At 61.0% G+C, this 20,960-nt stretch carries 9 protein-coding genes and 1 tRNA gene; 9 read left to right on the top strand and 1 reads right to left on the bottom strand.

The features are described 5' to 3' along the window. The first annotated feature begins 325 nt into the window (after nt 1-325). Nucleotides 326-3,154: an SBBP repeat-containing protein gene (locus V9K67_RS17315; RefSeq protein ID WP_336724532.1), complete on the top strand. Its 2,829-nt coding sequence runs from the start codon at nt 326-328 to the stop codon at nt 3,152-3,154. A gap of 292 nt (nt 3,155-3,446) precedes the next feature. Here the strand turns inward: V9K67_RS17315 and V9K67_RS17310 are convergent, their stop codons facing one another. Next, on the bottom strand, nt 3,447-4,748 hold the full coding sequence (locus tag V9K67_RS17310; RefSeq protein WP_336724531.1) for a sugar MFS transporter: 1,302 nt from the start codon (nt 4,746-4,748) through the stop codon (nt 3,447-3,449). Between the two features lie 127 nt (nt 4,749-4,875). Between V9K67_RS17310 and V9K67_RS17305 the strand changes: the two genes are divergently transcribed. The 8 genes from V9K67_RS17305 to V9K67_RS17270 all read left to right on the top strand — a co-directional run bounded on the left by V9K67_RS17305 (nt 4,876) and on the right by V9K67_RS17270 (nt 20,545). Next, nucleotides 4,876-6,096 (top strand): aminopeptidase, encoded by a 1,221-nt coding sequence (locus V9K67_RS17305; protein ID WP_336724530.1) that lies wholly within the window; start codon nt 4,876-4,878, stop codon nt 6,094-6,096. A 102-nt stretch (nt 6,097-6,198) separates the two neighbouring features. Beyond that, nucleotides 6,199-6,285: transfer RNA gene (locus tag V9K67_RS17300), tRNA-Ser, on the top strand. A gap of 89 nt (nt 6,286-6,374) precedes the next feature. Next, nucleotides 6,375-8,981, top strand: a complete 2,607-nt coding sequence (gene ppsA / locus V9K67_RS17295) for a phosphoenolpyruvate synthase (RefSeq protein WP_336724527.1) — start codon at nt 6,375-6,377, stop codon at nt 8,979-8,981. A 445-nt stretch (nt 8,982-9,426) separates the two neighbouring features. Next, nucleotides 9,427-12,099 carry an SBBP repeat-containing protein gene (locus V9K67_RS17290; RefSeq protein ID WP_336724525.1) on the top strand — a complete coding sequence of 891 codons (2,673 nt, stop codon included), beginning with the start codon at nt 9,427-9,429 and terminating at the stop codon, nt 12,097-12,099. 44 nt (nt 12,100-12,143) lie between these two features. After that, the gene (locus tag V9K67_RS17285) at nt 12,144-14,960 is read left to right on the top strand and encodes an SBBP repeat-containing protein (RefSeq protein WP_336724523.1); all 2,817 of its coding nucleotides are present in this window, start codon (nt 12,144-12,146) and stop codon (nt 14,958-14,960) included. Between the two features lie 746 nt (nt 14,961-15,706). Continuing rightward, on the top strand, nt 15,707-17,641 hold the full coding sequence (locus V9K67_RS17280; RefSeq protein ID WP_336724522.1) for a PKD domain-containing protein: 1,935 nt from the start codon (nt 15,707-15,709) through the stop codon (nt 17,639-17,641). A gap of 163 nt (nt 17,642-17,804) precedes the next feature. Next, nucleotides 17,805-19,091 (top strand): DUF4861 domain-containing protein, encoded by a 1,287-nt coding sequence (locus tag V9K67_RS17275; RefSeq protein WP_336724519.1) that lies wholly within the window; start codon nt 17,805-17,807, stop codon nt 19,089-19,091. Between the two features lie 32 nt (nt 19,092-19,123). Further along, on the top strand, nt 19,124-20,545 hold the full coding sequence (locus V9K67_RS17270; RefSeq protein ID WP_336724518.1) for a TolB-like translocation protein: 1,422 nt from the start codon (nt 19,124-19,126) through the stop codon (nt 20,543-20,545). Nucleotides 20,546-20,960: the final 415 nt, after the last annotated feature.

Genomic DNA, 20,960 nt, shown 5'->3' with positions numbered 1-20,960 from the left:
AAATCCGGCGGGCGGTTGCTTCCTGCTCCGAGGGGCGCCATCACCAGAATGTTAAAACTCAATGTTTAAACAGTAAATTGTTTGGCCAAATGCCGGATCGTCTTATTTTTGTGGTCTCATAAGCAGTTAGTTTTGGTTGCGACCCCTGTTTCTACAGGGGTTTATCTTTTTTAGGCCCTTACCCGGTAACAACTGCACCTGGTTGCGGATATACTCCCAGGAGTGCCGCCCCTGAAAGGGGCCGCCTTCTGTTCCCCTTGAACACCTCCCTTTTACCTGCACTTATGGAACCTGCATCCATTGGTTCACCTGTAAATCATTGGTTATGAAAAAAGGTATACGCCTCTTTCCGCACCCGCTGCTGGTGCTTTTTTGGCTGCTTCCCGCCCTGGGCTACGGCCAGTTGAGCCGCAGCTGGGTAAAGCGGTACAGCACGACCAGCAACCTTTCCGTCGACCGGCCCAGGGCCCTGGCGGTGGATGCCTCCGGGAATGTGTTCCTTACGGGGGAAAGCGAAAAGGACTATTTCACCCTGAAGTACGGGCCGGACGGCAGCGTCAAATGGACGCGGTATTACGACGGTCCCTTCCGCGACGAGGACCGGGCCGAAGCCATTGCCGTGGATGGTTCGGGCAACGTGTACGTAACCGGCAAGGCGGCTTATGGCAATGACAATGACGCCCTGGCCACTATCAAATACGACAAGGACGGCGCCCAGAAATGGGTGGCGGTCTATAACGGTCCCGGCGACGATGACGGCACCGAACGGGCCAATGCGCTGGCCGTGGACCGGGCGGGCAACGTGTACGTGGCCGGGAAAACCCATGACCGCGACGACCGGGCCGTGCTGACGGTGATCCGGTACAACACCAGCGGCGTACAGCAATGGGTGGACGCCTCCCTTTCCGGCGAGGCGGAGGACATCGCCCTGGACGCCACGGGCAACGTAATTGTGACCGGGCGCTGCTATACGGATGCGGGCAATGCCTTTGTCACCACCCAGTACAGCGCGGCGGGAACCGTGCTCTGGCGAAAGACCTATAGCGGTCCCGTGGAGGGCGGCGGCGGCGCGGAGGCCCTGGCCGTGGACGGTTCGGGCAACGTGTACGTGACGGGCGCCAGCTTTAACGGCAATACCGGGGAGGGGGGCACCTCTTACGATTATGCCACGATCAAATACAGTGCTTCCGGCCATCAGCTCTGGGCGGCGCGGTACAACAATGCCGACAATGGCTGGGACAACCCCACCGACCTGGCCGTGGACGGCGCGGGCAACGTATGGGTGACGGGGAGCGCTACCGTGAAGTATACGGGCAACGGGCAGCAGGCGTGGGTAGCGGCGGAGGGCGGTACCCGCCTCCTGGTGGACGGGGCCGGGAACGCCTTGCTCATCGACCAGCGGCCGGAGGATTTCCGGACCGTAAAATACAGCCCGGCCGGGGTGCAGCTGTGGGCCAAAACGTTTAACGGGGGCGGGGTGGACCACGCCTGCGCCCTGGCACTGGACCCCTGGGGCAACCTGCTGGTGACCGGCGAAAGCCAGGGCTCGCTGGAGGATTACCTCACCATCAAGTACGACAAAAACGGTACGGCCCAATGGACCAAACGGTATGCCGCCGTCACCGCCCGGGTGGCCGATATCCCTTCCGCCCAGGTGACGGACGGGGCCGGCAACGTGTATGTCACCGGCCAGGCGGCCCATGATTACAGCACCATAAAGTTCAACAGGGACGGCAGCCGGGCCTGGGTAAAGAACTACAACGGCCCGGGGAACGGCGACGACCGGGCAACGGCCGTGGCCGTGGACGGCCAGGGTAATGTATATGTGACCGGGGAAAGCCCGGGCAGCGGCACCGGCGATGACTTTGCCACGGTCAAGTACGACAAAAGCGGGGCGGTCAAGTGGACCCGGCGCTACAACGGGCCCGCCAGCGACGGGGACCAGGCCCAGGCCCTGGCGGTGGACGGCCAGGGCAACGTGTACGTTACCGGTCGCAGCTACGGCGGGGTGGTGGCTTCTTACGACCTGGTGACCATTAAATACAACCGCGACGGGGTGCAGCAATGGCTGGCCCTGTACAACAACGGGGGCACGCCCTATGGCTTCGATGTCCCCACCGCCCTGGCCGTGGACGGGGCGGGCAATGTGTTCGTTACCGGCCACAGCACCTCCGGTACCGACGGTTCGGCCATCATCACCCTCAAGTACAGTGCGTCCGGCAGGCAGCTATGGGCCGGGCGTTATCAACAGGCGGCCGGCATTTCTGCGGAGCCCGAGGCCCTGGTGCTGGACCGGGAAGGAAATGCCTGCGTGGCCGGCCAATCCGGGAACCAGTACCTTACGCTGAAATACAGCCCGGGCGGACAGCTGCTGTGGGCGGCCGATGGTCCCCGGGGTGCCGCCCATGCCCTGGCGGTGGACGACCGCGGCCAGGTGCACGTGACCGGGACCGATACGGAAACGGAAAATTACCATACCGTCCAATACAACAAGGACGGCGTGCTGCAATGGGCGGCCCAGTACAACGGCCCCGGCGACGGGCCCGATAATGCCTATGCCCTGGCCCTGGACGCGGGGGGCAACGTTTACGTGACCGGCCAAAGCTGGACGGCCGCGGGGGACCGGGGCAACCTGGACTTCGCTACCGTCAAATACAACGCCGCCGGGGTAGCCCAGTGGACCGACCGGCTGAACGGCACGGGCAATGATTATGATGCCGGGCTGGCCGTAGCGGTGGACGGGACCGGGGCGGTGCTGGTAACCGGCAAGAGCTGGGGCAACGGCACGGAAGCGGATTACCTCACCGTCAAATATACGCCCGCCGCTGCCTCCCTTACCGGCCGTGCAACGGTCCCTGCCGAAAGGAGCACGGCAGGAGCGGCCCGCCTGACCGTGACGCCGGCGCCCAACCCGGCTACGACAACCGTGCGCCTCCGCTGCGAGCTGCCTGCCGGCGGACAGCTTTCCATCCGCCTGTACGATATCCAGGGCCGGGAGGTGGGGATAGCGATTCGGGAAACGGTAACCGGGGGCGCCTGGAGCCGGGAGCTGGAGGTTTCCCGGCTGGAAAAAGGGATGTATTCCTACAAAGTGGTCCTGGATGGGGGCCACAGGGCCTGGCAATTTAGCGGCTGGCTAACGGTAATCCGGTAGGCGGCGTCCGGTGATGGGGGCTATACAGGAAAAAGACGACAAACAACTGGTGTGGTTTGCCGTCTTGGCTATGGAGACACATTGGAACAGGCGGAAGGCACAGGGTTTTGGCCGCATTGTTTTGGAATGTTTGCGGCGGTGGCGCCGGTGGCATTCTTTACAAACATTATCCGGGTCAAGGACCGGAAGGGAAACAAAGGGATATAAAAATTTTTGAAGTTGATATTCGCTACAGCATAAAAAAACGCCTGTAAGCCGGGAGCTTACAGGCGTTTTTTGGTAAAAGAATTTCCTAGGCCATCTGCGGTTGCTTGGCCGTGGGGACGGCCGTTTTGCCGGCCGTATGGCCTTTGACGGCATAAAACAGGATATACAGGTAGGAGGGCAGCATGCACAGCAGGAAGGACAGGTGGTTGGAAAAAATGCCCTTGTCCTTCAGGGTCGTGTACAGCAGGGGCAGCAGGGCGCCGCCGGCGATGCCCATGATCAGCAGGGCGGAACCGGTCTTGGTAAATCGGCCCAGGCCGCTGATGGCCAGCGGGAAAATGGCGGGCCACATCAGGGCATTGGCCAATCCCAGCAGGGCAATAAAGGTGATGGCGGTATACCCCTCGCTCAGGAACACTCCCAGGCTGAACAGCACGCCCAGCACGGCGGAAATGGCCAGCGCCGTTTGCTGCGACAGGTAGCGGGGAATGGTGAAAATGCCCCCCACATAGCCCGCCAGCATGGCTACCAGCGTAAAGGAGGTAAAGTACCGCGTTTCCTCGAGCGGCATGCCCAGTTCCCTGCCATATGCCCCGATGGCGTCGCCCGCCATTACTTCCACACCCACGTACAAAAACAGGCAGAGCACGCCCAGCACCAGGTGGGGGAACTGGAGGATGCTGGTTTTGCCGGCGCCGGAAGCCTTGGCGGTTTCTTCTTTTTCCATTTCTATTTCCGGCAGGGAGGAGCGCTTGATCATCAGGGCCAGCAGCACCAACACCACCGCCATCACCATATAAGGCGGGATCACCCGGGTGGCCAGTTGCTGCAGCAGCGCTTCCCTGGCCTCCGGGCCGGCAGCCGCTGCCAGCTGCTCCTGTAGCGTGCTGGCGCCTTTCAGCACCAGCGCCCCCAGCACGATCGGGCTGATAATGCCCGCGATCTTATTGCAGATGCCCATGATGCTGATGCGGCGGGCGGCGCTTTCAATCGGTCCCAGGATGCTGATGTAGGGATTGCTGGCCGTTTGCAGCAGCGCCAGGCCGGTGCCCTGGACGAACAGGCCGGTCAGGAACAGGCCGAAGCTGCGGGCATTGGCGGCCGGGATAAAGATCAGCGAGCCGATGGCCATGACCACCAGCCCCAGGGCCATGCCGTTCTTAAAACCGGTTTTTTTCAAAATAACTGAAGAGGGCAGCGCCAGGAAAAAATAGGCCATGTAAAAGGCGAAGGTTACGAAAAACGCCTGGATGTCGTTCTCCAGCTGGCAGGCCAGTTTGAGAAAAGGGATCAGCGTTCCGTTCAGCCAGGTGACAAAACCAAACACGAAAAAGAGTATGCCGATAATGACAATCGAATAAAGTTGGTTTTTGGGGGATGCGTTCATATCAGGGGACTTGTTTCACCACAAGGTAATGATTGCTTTTGTTTTGCGGCACTTAATGCCGGGCTTAATAAAAAGGGCCCGGAAGGGCGTTCCGGACTACCGCCGTTTGCCTTATATTGCGCACACTATGGTAAAGCTCGACGACAACCTGTTGAAGAAATATGCCCAGGTAATGGTGCAATATGCATTGAATAACGGAAAGGGAATGAACAAAGGCGATACGGTTTTCCTGGTAGGGCAGGAGTGCGCCAAAGACCTGTTCGTGGCGATTGCCCGGGAGGTTTATGCCGCCGGGGGCAACCTGATCTCCCACTACCAGCCGGATAATGTGCGGGACACCAGCCTGCCCCGCTACCTGCTGGAAAACGGCTCCGACGAGCAGATCCGCTTTTTTGCCCAGCCCTACTGGAAAGGAATCGTGGAGGCCACCGATCACATCCTGTTCATTATTTCGGAGCCGGACGTGCATTACCTCGAAGGGCTGCCCGCCTCGAAGATCAGCCTGATGAACAGCGCCCGGGCGCCCTATATGAAGATGCGGGAGCGCAAGGAGCAGGAAGGTAAGCTGTCGTGGTCGCTTTGCCTGTACGGCACGCCCTCGATGGCGGCAGAAGCCGGCCTGAGCCTGGAGGAGTACTGGGAACAGATTATTGAAGCCTGCTACCTGCGGGAAGACGACCCGGTAGCGAAATGGCGGTCGGTGCAGCAGGAGATCGAAGCCATCAAGGATAAGCTGGATGCCCTCGAAATAGAAACCCTGCACTTAAAAGGTGCGGACGTGGACCTGCAGGTGCGGATCGGCGCCCACCGCAAGTGGCTGAGCGGGGGCGGCAAGAACATTCCCTCCTTCGAGATCTTCACTTCGCCGGACTGGAGGGGCACCAACGGCACCATCCGGTTCAACCAGCCCCTGTATTATTCCGGCAAACGCATTGCCGGTGTTTCCCTGACGTTTGCGGACGGCCTGGTGGTTGCCTCCTCGGCTACGGAGAACGAAGAGGCGCTGAAGGAAATGATCGCCCAGGAAAATGCCGACAAGGTGGGGGAGTTTTCGCTGACGGACCGGCGCCATTCGCGGATCACGAAATTCATGGCCACGACCCTGTTCGATGAAAATATGGGCGGCGCCCACGGCAACACCCACATCGCCCTGGGAAATGCCTACAAGGATACGTTCACCGGCGACATGGCCCTGGTAAAGGACGAAGAGTGGGCCGAGATGGGCTACAACAGCTGCCCAAGGGTGCATACCGATATCATCAGCACCAGCAACCGCACCGTTACGGCCCGCCTGCGCAATGGCGGGGAAAAGGTTATTTACCGCGACGGTCAGTTTCTGCTGGACTAGTGCGCCAAAAGCTTTGGCGGAAGAAAGGAAAAATTTTTTCTTTCTTCCGCTGAAAAAGTTTGGAATATTCCCGGAAAAAATCCTTTTATTTGCACCCCTTTCGGAGAGATGCCAGAGCGGTCGAATGGGACGGTCTCGAAAACCGTTGTACGGGCAACTGTACCGAGGGTTCGAATCCCTCTCTCTCCGCCCAGATTGATGCAACGATAAAAGCCGGTAAAATGTATGTTTTACCGGCTTTTTTCGTTTTTTGTGCTTTCGACAATAAAAGGAAAACTATGGCCTCCTACGTACTTCATTTCCCCCAGATCGACCGTACAAAAATTTTGGAAGTGGGCGGAAAGGGCGCCCATTTGGGCGAACTGTCCCGGATAGAGGGCGTACGGGTGCCGGAAGGTTTTTGCGTGACGACCGAAGCATACAAAAAAGTAACGGGACAGAACCTCGAGCTGAAGGACTTGCTGGAGGAATTAAAACATTTGCAGCCCGGTGAACGGGAAAAGATCGGCGCCCTGAGTGCCCGCATCCGCAAAGAAATTGCAAACACCCCCATTCCGCGGGAAATCGAAGTCGCCATTGCAGGAGCGCATGAACTGCTGGGTGCGGATGAAGCCTATGCCGTTCGGTCCAGCGCTACGGCGGAAGACCTGCCGGGCGCCTCCTTTGCAGGCCAGCAGGATACTTATCTGAACGTTACCGGTAAAAAAGAAATCCTGCAGCATATCAGCCAATGCTGGGCCTCTCTCTTTACGGACCGGGCGGTCATTTACCGCCAGCAGAACGGGTTTGATCACAGCCAGATAGCCCTGTCCGTAATCATTCAACGGATGGTTTTCCCGAAAACTTCCGGGATCCTGTTTACGGCGGACCCGGTTACGGGTAACCGAAAAATAATTTCTATCGATGCCGGTTTCGGACTGGGGGAGGCCCTGGTTTCGGGGCGGGTGAATGCCGATCATTTCAAGGTGCGGAACGGCCAGGTGGTGGAAAAGAAAATCGCCGCCAAGAAGCTGGCCATCTATGCGGTAAAAGAAGGCGGTACCAGGGAACAGGCCCTGCCGCCCGAAGGGCAACAGTTGCCGGCGCTGACGGACGAACAGGCCGTGGAGCTGGAACAACTGGGCAGAACCATCGAGGCGCATTTCGGTGGCCCCCAGGACATTGAATGGTGCCTTGCGGGGGATAACTATTTCATTCTTCAAAGCCGGCCCATCACGACCCTGTTCCCGGTTCCGGAAGTCCCTGATCAGCAAAATCACGTGTACCTGTCGGTGGGCCACCAGCAGATGATGACCGACGCCATCAAGCCCCTGGGCATTTCCTTTTTCCAAAAAATCACGCTCCGGCCCATGGCTACCGCCGGCGGAAGGTTGTTTGTCGATATCACCCAACAACTGGCTTCCCCTGCCGGCAGAAAAACGATCCTGGAGCTGATGGCCCAGCACGAGCCGCTCATGAAGGATGCCCTGCTGACCCTGACGGAGCGGGAAGATTTTATCCCGTCATTGCCCGATGCACCGGATGAACTGGCCCACCTGAAAATCCATAAAGGGCCGGAAGCTTCCGCCGCCCCCGGGTATGATCCCTCCCCCGTGGAAGCGCTGATCAGCAGCAGCCGGGAATCCATAGCGGCCTTACGCCGGCAGATCGGCTCGAAATCAGGACCGGAGCTGTTTGATTTTATCCAGGAGGACGTAGGGGAATTAAAAAAGCTCCTATTTGACCCGAACAGCCTGGGATTGATCATGGCGGCTATTCATGCTTCCACCTGGATCAATGAAAAAATAGAAGAGTGGCTGGGGGAGGCGCACGTTGCCGATACGCTGTCCCAATCGGTGCCCCACAACATTACCTCGCAAATGGGCCTCGACCTGCTCCAGGTAGCCGATGTGCTGCGTCCGTACGGGGCCGTCATCCGGTTCCTGGAACAGGTTAAAGATGAAAATTTTCTGGAGGAACTGGATCGGCTGGAGGGCGGTAAGAGCGCCCGGGAGGCGATCCAGGCCTACCTGGACCAATACGGCATGCGCGGTGTCGGGGAGATCGATATTTCCCGAACCCGCTGGAGCGAAAAGCCCTCGACCCTGGTCCCGCTGATCCTCAGCAACATCAAAAACTTCGAGCCGGGGGCCGGCCAACGCAAATTCGAACAGGGGCGGCAGGAAGCCCTGGCGAAAGAACAGGAGCTGCTGCACCGGTTGCGGCAGTTGCCGGACGGGCAACAAAAGGCCGCGGAGGCACAGCAAAAGATCCGCCTGATCCGGGAATTCATCGGTTACAGGGAATATCCCAAGTACGCCCTGATGAACCGCTACTTCGAATACAAAAAGGCCCTTTGGAAAGAAGCCGAACGGCTGGTGCAGGCAGGTGTTCTCCAGGAGAAAGAGGAGCTATTCTATTTGAGTTTTGAAGAACTCCACGAGGCCGTACGCACCGGTACACTGGAGCCGCAGATCATCCGCCAACGGAAAGACGACTATAAACTCTTTGAAAAGCTGACGCCGCCCCGGGTACTCACCTCGGATGGCGAGATCATTACAGGTGCCTACAAACGGGAAAACCTCCCGGCGGCGGCGCTTCCGGGGCTGCCGGTTTCTGCCGGCACCATTGAGGGACGGGCCCGTGTGCTCCTGCACATGGAGGACGCCCACCTGGAAGCCGGCGATATACTGGTAACCGCTTTTACCGACCCCAGCTGGACGCCTTTGTTTGTCTCCATCAAAGGCCTGGTTACCGAAGTGGGCGGACTGATGACGCACGGCGCCGTGATCGCCCGGGAATACGGCCTGCCGGCCGTTGTCGGCGTGGAGGGGGCCACAAAGCTCATCAAAGACGGCCAGCGTATCCGGGTGAATGGAACCGAGGGATATGTAGAAATACTTTAAGGAAAAACACCCTCCCGCTTTACGGAAAACCCCGGTGGACGCTCTATCCGCCGGGGTTTGCTGTTGAGGGACGTGCCACTTTCGGCCCTTCTTTTGCTCTCCTTATTTCCGGAGCATACGGCCCGGCCCGCCAGTAGCAATGACGGTTGAACCGGGTAGATACCTTCACGAGCCGCTCCTTCCTGATCCCCGCTGAATCCCTTTCCTGCTCCATGACGACGGCCTTGTTTTCTTCACGCTAAAACGCATGACCATGACGAAATCTATACGCTTGTACCTGCTACCTGCTGACCTTACGTTGCGGTGGGCACCCTGATTCCCGCCGGCCGGGTGACCCTATTGGCCCGGCACTCCCTTTATCCTTTCAAGAACCTGCTCCGCTGCATACCCGCCGGCGTTCGTTGGCGCCTGGAAACCCCTTGTTCCTTTTCTTAAACTGTATGCGATGAAGCTTGGTATGCCCCAAAGGCTGTGCTGGTTACTGGCAGGTTTTGTTTGTCTTTTCCCCGCCCTGAGCCGGGCGCAGCTCCGGCAGGAGTGGGAGCGACGCTACAATGCCACGGTCGACTTTTCCCAGGACGGCGCCAACGCCCTGGCCCTGGACGCCGCTGGTAACGTGCTGGTCACCGGCGGCATGGGCGGCAGCGAAAGCGGGATGGACGTGGTGGTCCTAAAGCGCAGCCGGGAAGGCAGGCTGCTGTGGCGAAAACGATACAACGGGCCCGCTAACGGCAACGACCAGGGTACTTCCATCACCACCGACACCCGCGGCAACGTGTACGTGGCCGGTATCAGCGACGGCGGTGCCAACGCCGATATCCTTACCCTTAAATATTCCCCTGGAGGAACGCTCCTTTGGGCCGCCCGCTACAACGGCCCGGCCAACCACCACGACTATGCCTATGCCATCGGCCTCGATGCCCCGGGCAATGTGTACGTGGCCGGCGAAAGCCGTCCCGATAACTTTACTTCCGATTTTGCCACCCTGAAGTACGATGCCGGCGGCGCCCTGCTTTGGGCGGCCCTGTACGACGGACCGGGAGCCGACGTGGACCGGGCCAACGCCCTGGCCGTGGATGCCCGGGGTAATGTGTACGTCACCGGCATCAGCGAGGGCGTTTCCAGCGCCTCCGATTACGCCACCCTCAAATACAGCCCGGAAGGGGGGCTGCTATGGAGGGCCCGCTACAACGGCACCGCCAACAGTTTTGACCATGCCAACGCCCTGGCGGTGGATGGGGCGGGCAACGTCTACGTTACCGGGTACAGCCGCGGGGCAGGCACCTTCGCCGACTTTGCCACCGTAAAATACGGCCCGGCCGGAACCGAACACTGGGTGGCCCGCTTCAATGGCCCGGAAAGCGACTTCGACGAGGCCACGGCCCTGGCCCTGGACGCCGGGGGAGCGGTGTACGTAACGGGGCTGAGCCGCGACCATAATAACATAGCCGAATACGTGACCCTGAAATACCTCCCGGACGGGCGTCCGGCCTGGACGGCCCGCTACAATAGCGCCGCCCGGGGCTTTCGCTTCAACATCCCCTCGGCCCTGGCACTGGACGCCTGGGGAAATGTATCCGTGACCGGGGTCAGCGGGGTAGACCAAGACTTGTTTTCCGGCGATTATGCCACCGTTCAATACAATTCCTCGGGCGTGCTGCAGTGGGAGGCCCGCTACAACGGCACCGCCAACTGGTGGGATGCGCCCTATGCCCTGGCCGTGGACGGCAAGGGCAATGTGCTGGTTTCCGGGGAAAGCTGGGGCAGTGATACCGGCCCGGACCTCCTCACCCTGAAATACAACGCCCGGGGCGGCGAAGAATGGGCCAAACGGGAAGGCGGCAGCGGCAACGGCGAGGAAAAAGCCGTGGCCCTGGCGCTGGACCCCTGGGGCAACCTGCTGGTGGCCGGCGCCGGCTGCCGCCAGCAGGACGTGGACGGCCAGCCGGTGTACGACATGCTGTTGGTGAAATACCGGCCCGACGGCAGCCGCAGCTGGGAACGCCGCTACGACGGGCCGGCCGGCGGCGCCGACGAGGCCACGGCCCTGGCCACCGATGCCGGCGGCAACGTGTATGTGGCCGGCACCAGCCTGGGACAGGGCAGCGCTACGGACTATGCCCTCGTAAAGTACGGGGCCGACGGTACCCGCAGATGGGTGGCGCGCTACAACGGCGGGGCAAACGGCTTCGATGGCGCCACCGCCCTGGCTGCCGCACCCGGGGGCGGCGTGGTGGTCACCGGCTACAGCTGCACCGCCGGCAGCGATTATGATTATGTCACCATCCAGTACGACCGCAACGGGAAACAACGGTGGCTGGCCCGCTACGGCGGCCCGGGCGGCAGCTACGACGAAGCCGCCGCCGTCGCCGTGGACGGCCGCGGCAACGTGTACGTGACCGGCACCAGCTATGGCGGCTCCGACTACGACTTTGCCACCGTCAAATACAACAGCGAGGGCGTGCTGCAATGGGTGGCCCGCTTCGATGGCGGCGCCCGCTTCGATGCCGCCGCCGCCCTGGTACTGGACGCCGCGGGCAATGTATACGTCACGGGCACCACCTTCGACAGCGACCATACCGGCGACTACGCCACGGTCAAATACGATACCGGCGGCCGCCAGCTGTGGGCCGTGCGCTACAACGGCCCGGGCAACGGGCAGGACGAGGCCACGGCCCTGGCCGTCGATGGCGCCGGGAATGTCTACGTTACGGGCTCGAGCTGGGCCCCGGAAACTTTTGACGACTACGCCACCCTCAAATACGACGCCGCCGGCCGGCTGGTGTGGGCGGCCCGCTACAACGGTTGGGGCAACGAATGGGACGGCGCCCGCGCCCTGGCCGTGGACGGGCAGGGGCGGGTGTATGTCACGGGCCGCAGCCATAACGGGCGGGATGCCGACTTTGCCACCGTGCTCTACGATGCCGGGGGCACCGAGCTCTGGAGGGGCCGTGCCGACGGCGCCGGCCATGGTCACGACGATGCCCATAGCCTGGCACTCGACGCGAAGGGCCAGGTGTACATCACCGGCGAAAGCATCGGCAAGGGCTGCGGCAGCGACTTCCTGACAATAAAATACCGCCCCGCCTTACGGGGCAGCTCCTGTCCGTACTGGTAACCTGGAAACGAAAGAACCCATTTTATTACCTAAAAAGTCAGCTAATGAAAAAAACGCAACTCCTGAACCTGAAGTGGATGATGGCTGTCCTGGTGCTGGCGCCCGCCTGGGTGTTCGGTCAGGTCCACGCCGAATGGGCGAAGCGGCTCAACGCGACCACCCGGCTGTCCGCGGACCGCGCCAACGCCCTGGTGCTGGACGGGGAGGGCAACGTGTACGTGACCGGGGGCAGCGGTGGCCATTACGGCACCGTGAAATACACGAAGTCCGGTTTGAAAAGATGGCAAAGCCAGTACAGCGGGCGGGGAAACTCTACCGAGGAAGCTACCGCCCTGGCGGTAGACCGACTGGGCAACGTGTATGTGACGGGCTGGAGCGCCACGGTCAAGTACGACAGGAACGGCGCCCAGCTGTGGACCGCTACCGACGGCCCCTTTGCGGAAGCCATCGCGGTGGACGCCTCGGGCAACGTGTACGTGGCCGGCACCGACGCTACCGTCAAGTACGACGGGCAGGGGGTGAAGATCTGGGAAGCGAAATTCAACGGCACGGCCGCCGCCATCGCCCTCGACCGGGCGGGCAACGTGTACGTGACCGGCCGCACGCTGGCCAATGGTCCCGGCGCCAATACCGAGGATATAGCCACCCTAAAGTACGATGCCACGGGGGTGCTGGTGTGGTCGGCCATCCATAACGGCTCCGTCTTCGAAGGCGCCACGGCCCTGGCGCTCGACACCTCCGGCAACGTATACGTCACCGGCAGCGGGGGCAACAAGAGCGCCGAAGAAAATTTTACCACCCTGAAATACACGGCCAAAGGCCAGCGCTCCTGGGTGGCGGTGGCCAAGGCGCCGGGTAAAGGCCAGGCCAACGGCCTGGCCCTGGACGCTGCGGGCAATGTGTATGTAACCGGGGGCATGGGCGGGTCCTTCGTTACCCTGAAGTACGACGGCAAAGGAGTGCAGCAATGGTCGCGTTCCTATGCCGGCGGCGTGGCGGCCGATATCGCGGTGGACGCTGCGGCCAATGTGTACATTACGGGGGAGAACGGCGGCGATTACGCCACCCTGAAATACAACAGCGCCGGCCTGCAGCTGTGGGTGAAGAAATACAACGGCACCGCCGGCCAGGCCGACCGGCCCTACTGCCTGGCGGTGGGCCGCGACGGCAGTGTGTACGTTACCGGGGAAAGCGTGGAGACCGGCACGTTATCCGACTTTACCACCATCAAGTACAGCAAGGACGGATCGGAAAAATGGGTGCGGAAAAATAATGGTATCCGCAACGGCGACGACCGGGCCTACGACCTGGCCCTCGACGCCAAAGGGGCCGTGCTGGTGGCCGGCCAGGCCCTGGGAAGCGGTGGCAGCCTGGATCTGGCCACCATCAAGCTGGCTCCCGACGGCAGCGTGGCCTGGAGCGGCCTGTACAACGGTTCGGCCAACGGCGACGACCAGGCCGTGGCCGTGGCCGCCGATGCCCAGGGCAATGTATACGTGACCGGCCAGAGCGACGGCCTGGAAACGGCTGGCGACTTCGTTACCTTGAAATATGATACCAGGGGATCGGTGAAATGGGTAAAGCGCTACAACGGCAGCGGCAATGACATTGACCGGCCGGCCGACCTGGCCGTGGATGCCCTGGGCAATGTTTATGTTACGGGCACCGCCACGGGCGATTCGTCGCTGGGCGATTTTGCTACCGTGAAATACGACAAGACCGGCGCCCAGCTGTGGGTAGCCGTTTACGACAACGGCGGCTACGACGAGGCTGCGGCCCTGGCGGTGGACGCCGCGGGCAACGTGTACGTCACCGGCTCCAGCCCCGGCACCGGCACCAGCAGGGACTTTGCGACCCTGAAATATTCAAAGGACGGGGTGCGGCAGTGGGTGGCCCGCTACAACGGCCCCGCCGGCAGCGACGACCGGGCGGTGGGCCTGGCCCTGGACGCGGGCGGTAACGTACTGGTGACGGGACTGAGCCGGGGCATTTCCTCCGGCTTCGATTACGCCACCGTCAAATACAGCCCCGCGGGCACCCGGATATGGGAAGCCCGCTACAATGGCCCTGCCTGGGGCTGGGACCAGCCGGTGGCCGTGGCGGCCGACGGGGCGGGCAACGTGTATGTGGCCGGCTACAGCAGCAACGGCGGCACGGCCGTAACGGGCTGGGACCTGGTGACCCTCAAGTACAGTGCCGCCGGCGCCGAACTCTGGGAGAAGCGCTACAACAGCCCGGCCAACCGCGAGGAAAAGGCCCGCTCCCTGGCCGTGGACGCTGCCGGCAACGTGTATGTGACCGGCTTCTGCTACACCAACTACACCTCCCGCCTCGACTACATCACCCTCCAATATACCCCGCAGGGCGACCAGGCCTGGGTACACACCTACAACGGGGCGGGCAGCGCCGACGACGAGGCCCATGCCCTGGTGCTGGATCAGAACGGCAGCCTGTATGTAACCGGCCAGAGCGTGGGGCAGGGCACCGATTACGACATGGTGACGATCAAATATTCGCCAACGCCCGAAGCGCCGGTGACCGCCCTGCCGCCAGCGGAAGAAAGCGAAGGGCGCGCCGCCTTGCTTCCGGAGGACCTCCGCCTGGCGCTTTACCCCAACCCGGTGGCGACTAGCGCCCGGGTCCGCTACGAGCTGCCGGCCGCCGGCCGGCTGTCCATCCGGCTGTACGACCTGCTGGGCAGGGAAGTGCGCCTGCTGCACGATGCCGCGGCGCCGGCCGGTGCGGGCCAGGCGGTCGTGGATGCCTCGGGGCTGCAGAAAGGGGTTTATTACTATCGCGTACGGCTGCAAAACGGGCAGCAGGTATGGCAGCAAACAGGTAAGCTGACGGTGACCCGGTAAGCCGGGAGCGGAAGCCCCGATGGAGCGGGTGCTCCAGGGACCCCTGTGCGGGTACCCCGGAGCACCCGCTTGCCGTTGGCAACAACCGGGCCAGCCGTTTTTGTTGCAGCCCCACAGCAACCGGGCCTGGTATGGTTTTTTAATGCCGATGGTGGTGGGAGAGAGGAGCGTCCTCCGGCTGCGGTTTCCGCACGGAGAATCCCAATAAAATGAGGGTAAAATGTAGGTTCCGCTAGGTAAAATCCCGAACCTCCGGTCGGCGTACGGCCCCCCTCTTTTCCCGCGTATTTTTCCTAACCGAAAGCCCTTCCGGACTTGCCATATGGCATTATTTTTTTATTGATGAAGTTGAACCATTCAACGCTTAACCCGGCCTTCCTGGAAACACTCCCTGGCTAATTTTGCTCCCGCATCGCCTTCGAAAACAACGCATACCCTTTGCTGAAAGACTACCCGGTCTTCCTGACCCATATGATTGTCATATACGTTTAAAACAGGTTACACTCATGCATGGGGAATAGTCTTCCGTCCTGCAGCCGTATGGTAATTCCAGAAACCCGACCCGGCCTGATGGTCCTCCGCACCGGCATTACCCTACTGGCGTATTGATCCTTTTGCCCGCCGGCTTTCTGTTTTTCAGAAAAACGGCTGTGCTGTACCGTTATAGGGCAGCCCGGATCTTCCCTGCCCGGTGACGAACGGCCCACTGGAAATTCGATTGGCCTATCCAACTTATACAAAAACCAATGAAAAAAACCTTTACCCTGGTTTTCCTGTGCCTGTTCTTTCTTCCCGCCTTTGCGTCTCATATAGTCGGAGGAGAAATGACCTATACCTATACGGGGCCTGGAGCAGGGACCGCCCTCCGCTACCGGATCACCCTGCGCCTCTACCGCGACGAGCGCTGCACCGACTGCGCGCCCATGCCGGGCAGTGTGTTTATCGGCATTTTCAACAACGATACCCGCCTGCAGGTGCCGGCCAACGCCCTCACGCTTTACCACGACGTGCCGAAGGCCACCGAAAGCCTGCTGCCCATTACCGGCTACCCGGCCTGCATTGCCAACCCCCCGCAGGTGAAATTCCAAGAGGCGACCTATACCTTTTTCGTGGACCTGCCCGAGAACCAGGAAGGCTATACCGCGGCTTACCAGACCTGCTGCCGCATTGCCCCGCTGGCCAACGTGGTCAACGTGATCGGCCAGGGCGGCGGCACCGGTTCTACCTACGCCTGCCAGGTGCCGGGTAAAAAAATGCTGAACACCGGCTACAACAGCAGCCCGCAGTTTGCCACCGGCCTGTCCATCCTCTGCAAGGGCCGGCCCTTTACCCTCGACTTCAGTGCCCAGGATCCCGACGCCACCGATTCGCTGGTATATTATTTCTGCGACGCCTACGACCGCGGCATTGCCCGCGGTGCCAACAACCAAAACCCCGGTCCGCCTTCCGGCAGCACGCCGCCTCAATACGAAACGGTGCGCTACCACAATGGCTTTACCGGCACCTCGCCTCTGGGGGCCGGGGTGACCATCGATGAGGCTACCGGGATCATTTCCGGTATCGCCCCCGCCAACGGCCGCTACGTCATCTGCGTGGGCATCAACGAATACCGCCACGGTAAGCTGATCGGCTACCACCGCAAGGACTTTATCGTCACCATCGACGACTGCGATTTTGCCGGCGCCCGCCTGCCCGAAGCCCTGGTCCACTGCGACGGCAGGGAGGTGACGCTCCAGAACCAGCACCTGTCGGCCCAGAACCGCACCTACTACTGGGATGCGGGCCCGGCGGGCACCAGCCAGCAGCCCGTGCCGACCTTTAGGTTCCCCGATACCGGCACCTATACCGTGAAGCTGGTGGTGAACCGGGGCGAGGACTGTCGGGACAGTACCACCACCCAGGTAAAGCTGTATCCCGGATTTACGGCCCAGTTCGAGGTGGCCGCCGCCTGCGCCGGCCAGCCCACCCTTTTTACCGATGCCTCCAAGACCGCTTTCGGCGAGATCAATTACTGGTCGTGGGATTTCGGCGAAGGCAATTCCCCGGCCATGGGCGGCGGCAGGAAAAATGCGGTCCATACCTATAACGCCCAGGGAACCTACAAGGCGCGCCTGGTGGCCGGCACCTCCAAGGGATGCCGCGATACCGTCTACCGCGAAGTGGCCGTTGCCGGAAAGCCCCCCCTGCGGGTGCAGTTCACCGATACCCTGATCGCCAAAGGGGAAAGCGTGCAGCTCACCGCCTACGGCATCGGCCTGTTCCGCTGGACCCCGCAGACCTACCTGGAAAACGGCCATACCGCCACCCCGGTGGTCAGCCCGCAACAGACCACCACTTACCTGGTGCAGCTCAACGACAAGGGCTGCCTCAACACCGCAACGGTACTGGTGAAGGTCATAACCGGCGCGCGGATCGACGTGCCGAATGCCTTCACGCCCAACAAGGACGGCCGGAACGACCTGTTCCGCCCCATAACGGAAGGCTTAGCCCAGCTCGAATACTTCCGGGTCTTCAACCGCTGGGGACAGCTGGTGTACCAGACCACCACCCTTGGCGACGGCTGGAACGGCTCCTTCAAGGGCAGGGAGCAACCCAACGATACCTACGTCTGGTCCGTTAAAGCCACAGACCTCAACGGGAAGCAGCATTTTCAGAAAGGAACGGTCGTGCTCATAAGATAAGTTTACGGGTTTACGAGTTGAGTTCCTGAGAAGTTCCTGAGTTCCTGAGTTAGGCGTTTCTACCGGCTTCTTCTTTTCAGCGCTGCGACAACCCAGGAACTCAGGAACTTCTCAGGAACTTAACCCGTAAACTCGTAAACTTGCAAACTCGTAAACTCCTAACATGTTTCAACGGTTGCTGCCACTCGCCCTGGGGAGCCTTTTGCTCGGTTCCCTCCATGCCCAGCCCACTTCCAGGAAGGCGGGCCGCCAGATCCTTCTGACCAATAATTCCGCTATAGCCCTGCACCAGAAGCCCGTTTCGCTCAAAAGGGCCCAGCTGGGCGCCTTGCCCGCCGGCAAGCTGTATCCGCTGGTGCTGACGGTAAAGGGCGATACGCTGGCCAGCCAGCTGGACGATCGCAACGGCGACGGCCGCTGGGACGAGCTGTTCTTCGTGGCTTCCCTTCCGGCAAAAAGCAGCCTGGCCTGTTCGCTGAAATGGACGGCCCGGCCGCCACAGTATGTGGCCCAAACCAGCGTCCGCTTCGGCATGCGCCGCAGCGATACCCAGAGACTGAAACCCGCTACGCGGGAAACGGTCTTTCCCCGCGACATGCCCAAAACCATGGGCTTCCAGCGCTACCAGACCGATGGTCCCTCCTGGGAGAACGACAAGGTCGGATTTCGCCATTACCTCGATGGCCGCAATTCAAAGGATGTTTTCGGAAAGCGGATTTCGGCCATTTCACCGGAAAACGTGGGCATCAATGCCGCCGGCGCCGTGGAGGACAACTACCACGTGATGGAACCCTGGGGCCGTGACATCCTGGCCGTGGGCAATTCCATCGGTATCGGCGGGGTGGCCCTGGGCAAGGGCGACAGCCTTTATCGCCTGGGCGTGATCATGAACGATACGCTGAACAACGTGGAACGGACCGACTTCCGCATCGTGACGGAAGGACCGGTACGCTCGATGCTCCAATTCGACTACCACAACTGGAAGCCGGCAGGCCGGCCCTACCAGGTGAAGGAAACCGTCAGCATCTGGCCCGGCATGTACGCCTATCAGAATACCGTGAGCGTGTCGGGGACGACAGGAGCGGAAGAGCTGCTGATCGGCCTGGTCAACATCAACGCCGTCCACCAGCCCCAAGTCGTTCCGCTGAACAAGGACTGGGTGGCGCTGGTATCGCACGAGAAGCATTCCTACAACAAGGAGTGGTGGCTGGGACTGGCCCTGATCCTGCCTGCCGACCTTTATAAGGGCTATAAGGATGCGCCCAAACAGGGTCAGCTGTCCCATACCTTTTTGGCGCGGCTAAAGATCACCGGCCGGCCGGTGACTTACTATGCCATTGCGGGCTGGGAGCTGAGCGATGAAGGCTTTAAAGATCCCGCCTATTTTAAAAAATACGTAGAAGACCTGGGGCGGCAGATTGCTGCGCCCCTGAAGGTTTCGGTACGTTAGTACCCGTTATGAACCCTTTTGAAACCATGAAAATGACGCGTAACAAACTCTTTTTGACCGCCTGTGCGGCCCTGCTGCTGCAGGTATTGCCGGCGCAGGCGCAGATCGGCCGGCGGTTCCCCTCGGAACGCAAAGTGGTGAAGGACCCCGTGACCGGGACGATGCTGACCTTTTTGACCAGCACACCCACCGGCGACGCCAAGATCTACCAGACCCATAACCAATGGACCTCCGACGGCCAGTGGCTGATCTTCCGTTCCGGCCGGGTGCCGGGCGAAGCCCTGGCGGTCAACGAAAAAACGGGCGAGCTGGTGCAGGTGACCGAAGGCGGCTACACCGGCATGCTCAACGTGGCCCGCAATTCCATGAAGTTGTATTTCATGCGTGATACGGGCAGCCGGCGGATGCGCGGCAACCTGGATTCCACCCGCCGGCAACGCGACACTGCCGCCCGCCGGATGGCGCCTGCCCAACCGCTGCAGATCGTGGAGGTGGACCTGGCCCGCGTACTGGCCGACAGCAAAAGCGGCAAGATGAAGCCGGCCTCCGCCTACCAGCGCGTTTGCGGTACTACTTCACCCGAGCTGGGTGCCGGCGGCGACATGGCCCTGGACGGCGATGAGCAGTGGGCCTACTTTCGTGTGGGCCGCGAGGAAGCGGCCCGCCACCTGCCTGCCGGCACGAAGCTCGAAAGCAATTTCGGTCCCCGCAACATGGGCGCCGGCCCCTCGGGCATCGCCGGCATGAACATAAAAACCGGTGAAATTAAATACGTGGTTTCGGTCCCCTTCCAGATCGGCCATATCCAGACCAACCCCTGGGTGCCCGGCGAGATCGTATTCTGCTGGGAAACCGGCGGCAAGTCGCCCCAGCGTACCTGGACGGTCCGCTCCGACGGCTCGGGCCTGCGGCCGCTCTACCCCGAATCGGAATACGAATGGGTGACCCATGAAGCCGTCATTACGAAAGATGAAGTGGCCTTTGCGCTGATGGGGCACCGGAAGATCCCGGGCACCGGCGGTACAGCCGCCCCCGGTACGGGCGTACAGGGCGCCAATCCCGGCCAGGAAGCCGCCTGGGGTCCTTCGGGCACCCGCGAAAAGCCCACCGGCCTGGGGATCGTGAACCTCCGCACCCGCGAAGTGACCATTGCCGGCCAGACGCCTTCCGGCAGCGGCCTGTGGCACGTGAGCGGTTCCCCCGACGGGCGCTGGGCGGTGGGCGATGACTTCTCCCGCAGCATCTACCTCATCGACCGTCATACCCGCGAAATGATCCTGCTGTCCACCGGCCATAAGGAAACGGCGGGTGACCATCCCCATCCGACCATGAGCCCCGACGGCACCCGCATCCAGATCCAGTCGGCCATGCTGTCGGCCGACAACAAATCCATGAACATCTGCATCATCCCGGTGCCGGAATCCTGGCTGCAGCGTCGCTATGACCCTAAGTAAGAGGAGATTGTAAAAAGAAAAAGGGAGAGCGGCCCGGAATCAGCGGCCTTTCTCCCTTTTTCTTTGTTGTGGGAAGGGCGGGGCGTTTCTGTTCAAATCCTATAACCTCAACAGTATCAGCCGCTTAAAAAAAGATTAAATCAGGCCCTTGAAGGGCTGCCGGTGGCTGTTACTGCTGACTGAAGTATTAAATTTGAGCTAAGGTTTCTTTACAGGCTTTTCTTTCTTTTTCTTCCGGACGATCGACAAAGGCAATTGCCTGCATCCATTTGGTTTTACAGCCTCCTTTTAGGTAGCAACAACAGACACGGACAACCGGTATGATTCCGGCGCCCTCCGTATGCCCCTTCCCCCGCACCCTTCTTAACCTGTATCCCCTCCTCCTGTACCCTCCTGACAAGATCGAAATATCCAT

Source organism: Huijunlia imazamoxiresistens (assembly GCF_037132455.1).
GTDB lineage: Bacteria > Bacteroidota > Bacteroidia > Chitinophagales > Chitinophagaceae > Flavisolibacter > Flavisolibacter imazamoxiresistens.
This window is presented reverse-complemented; position numbering and strand designations above follow the sequence as displayed.

Coding starts and splice junctions, on each gene's coding strand:
- V9K67_RS17315 (WP_336724532.1), top strand. CDS start 326: ATGAAAAAAGGTATACGCCTCTTTCCGCACCCGCTGCTGGTGCTTTTT.
- V9K67_RS17310 (WP_336724531.1), bottom strand. CDS start 4,748: ATGAACGCATCCCCCAAAAACCAACTTTATTCGATTGTCATTATCGGC.
- V9K67_RS17305 (WP_336724530.1), top strand. CDS start 4,876: ATGGTAAAGCTCGACGACAACCTGTTGAAGAAATATGCCCAGGTAATG.
- ppsA (WP_336724527.1), top strand. CDS start 6,375: ATGGCCTCCTACGTACTTCATTTCCCCCAGATCGACCGTACAAAAATT.
- V9K67_RS17290 (WP_336724525.1), top strand. CDS start 9,427: ATGAAGCTTGGTATGCCCCAAAGGCTGTGCTGGTTACTGGCAGGTTTT.
- V9K67_RS17285 (WP_336724523.1), top strand. CDS start 12,144: ATGAAAAAAACGCAACTCCTGAACCTGAAGTGGATGATGGCTGTCCTG.
- V9K67_RS17280 (WP_336724522.1), top strand. CDS start 15,707: ATGAAAAAAACCTTTACCCTGGTTTTCCTGTGCCTGTTCTTTCTTCCC.
- V9K67_RS17275 (WP_336724519.1), top strand. CDS start 17,805: ATGTTTCAACGGTTGCTGCCACTCGCCCTGGGGAGCCTTTTGCTCGGT.
- V9K67_RS17270 (WP_336724518.1), top strand. CDS start 19,124: ATGACGCGTAACAAACTCTTTTTGACCGCCTGTGCGGCCCTGCTGCTG.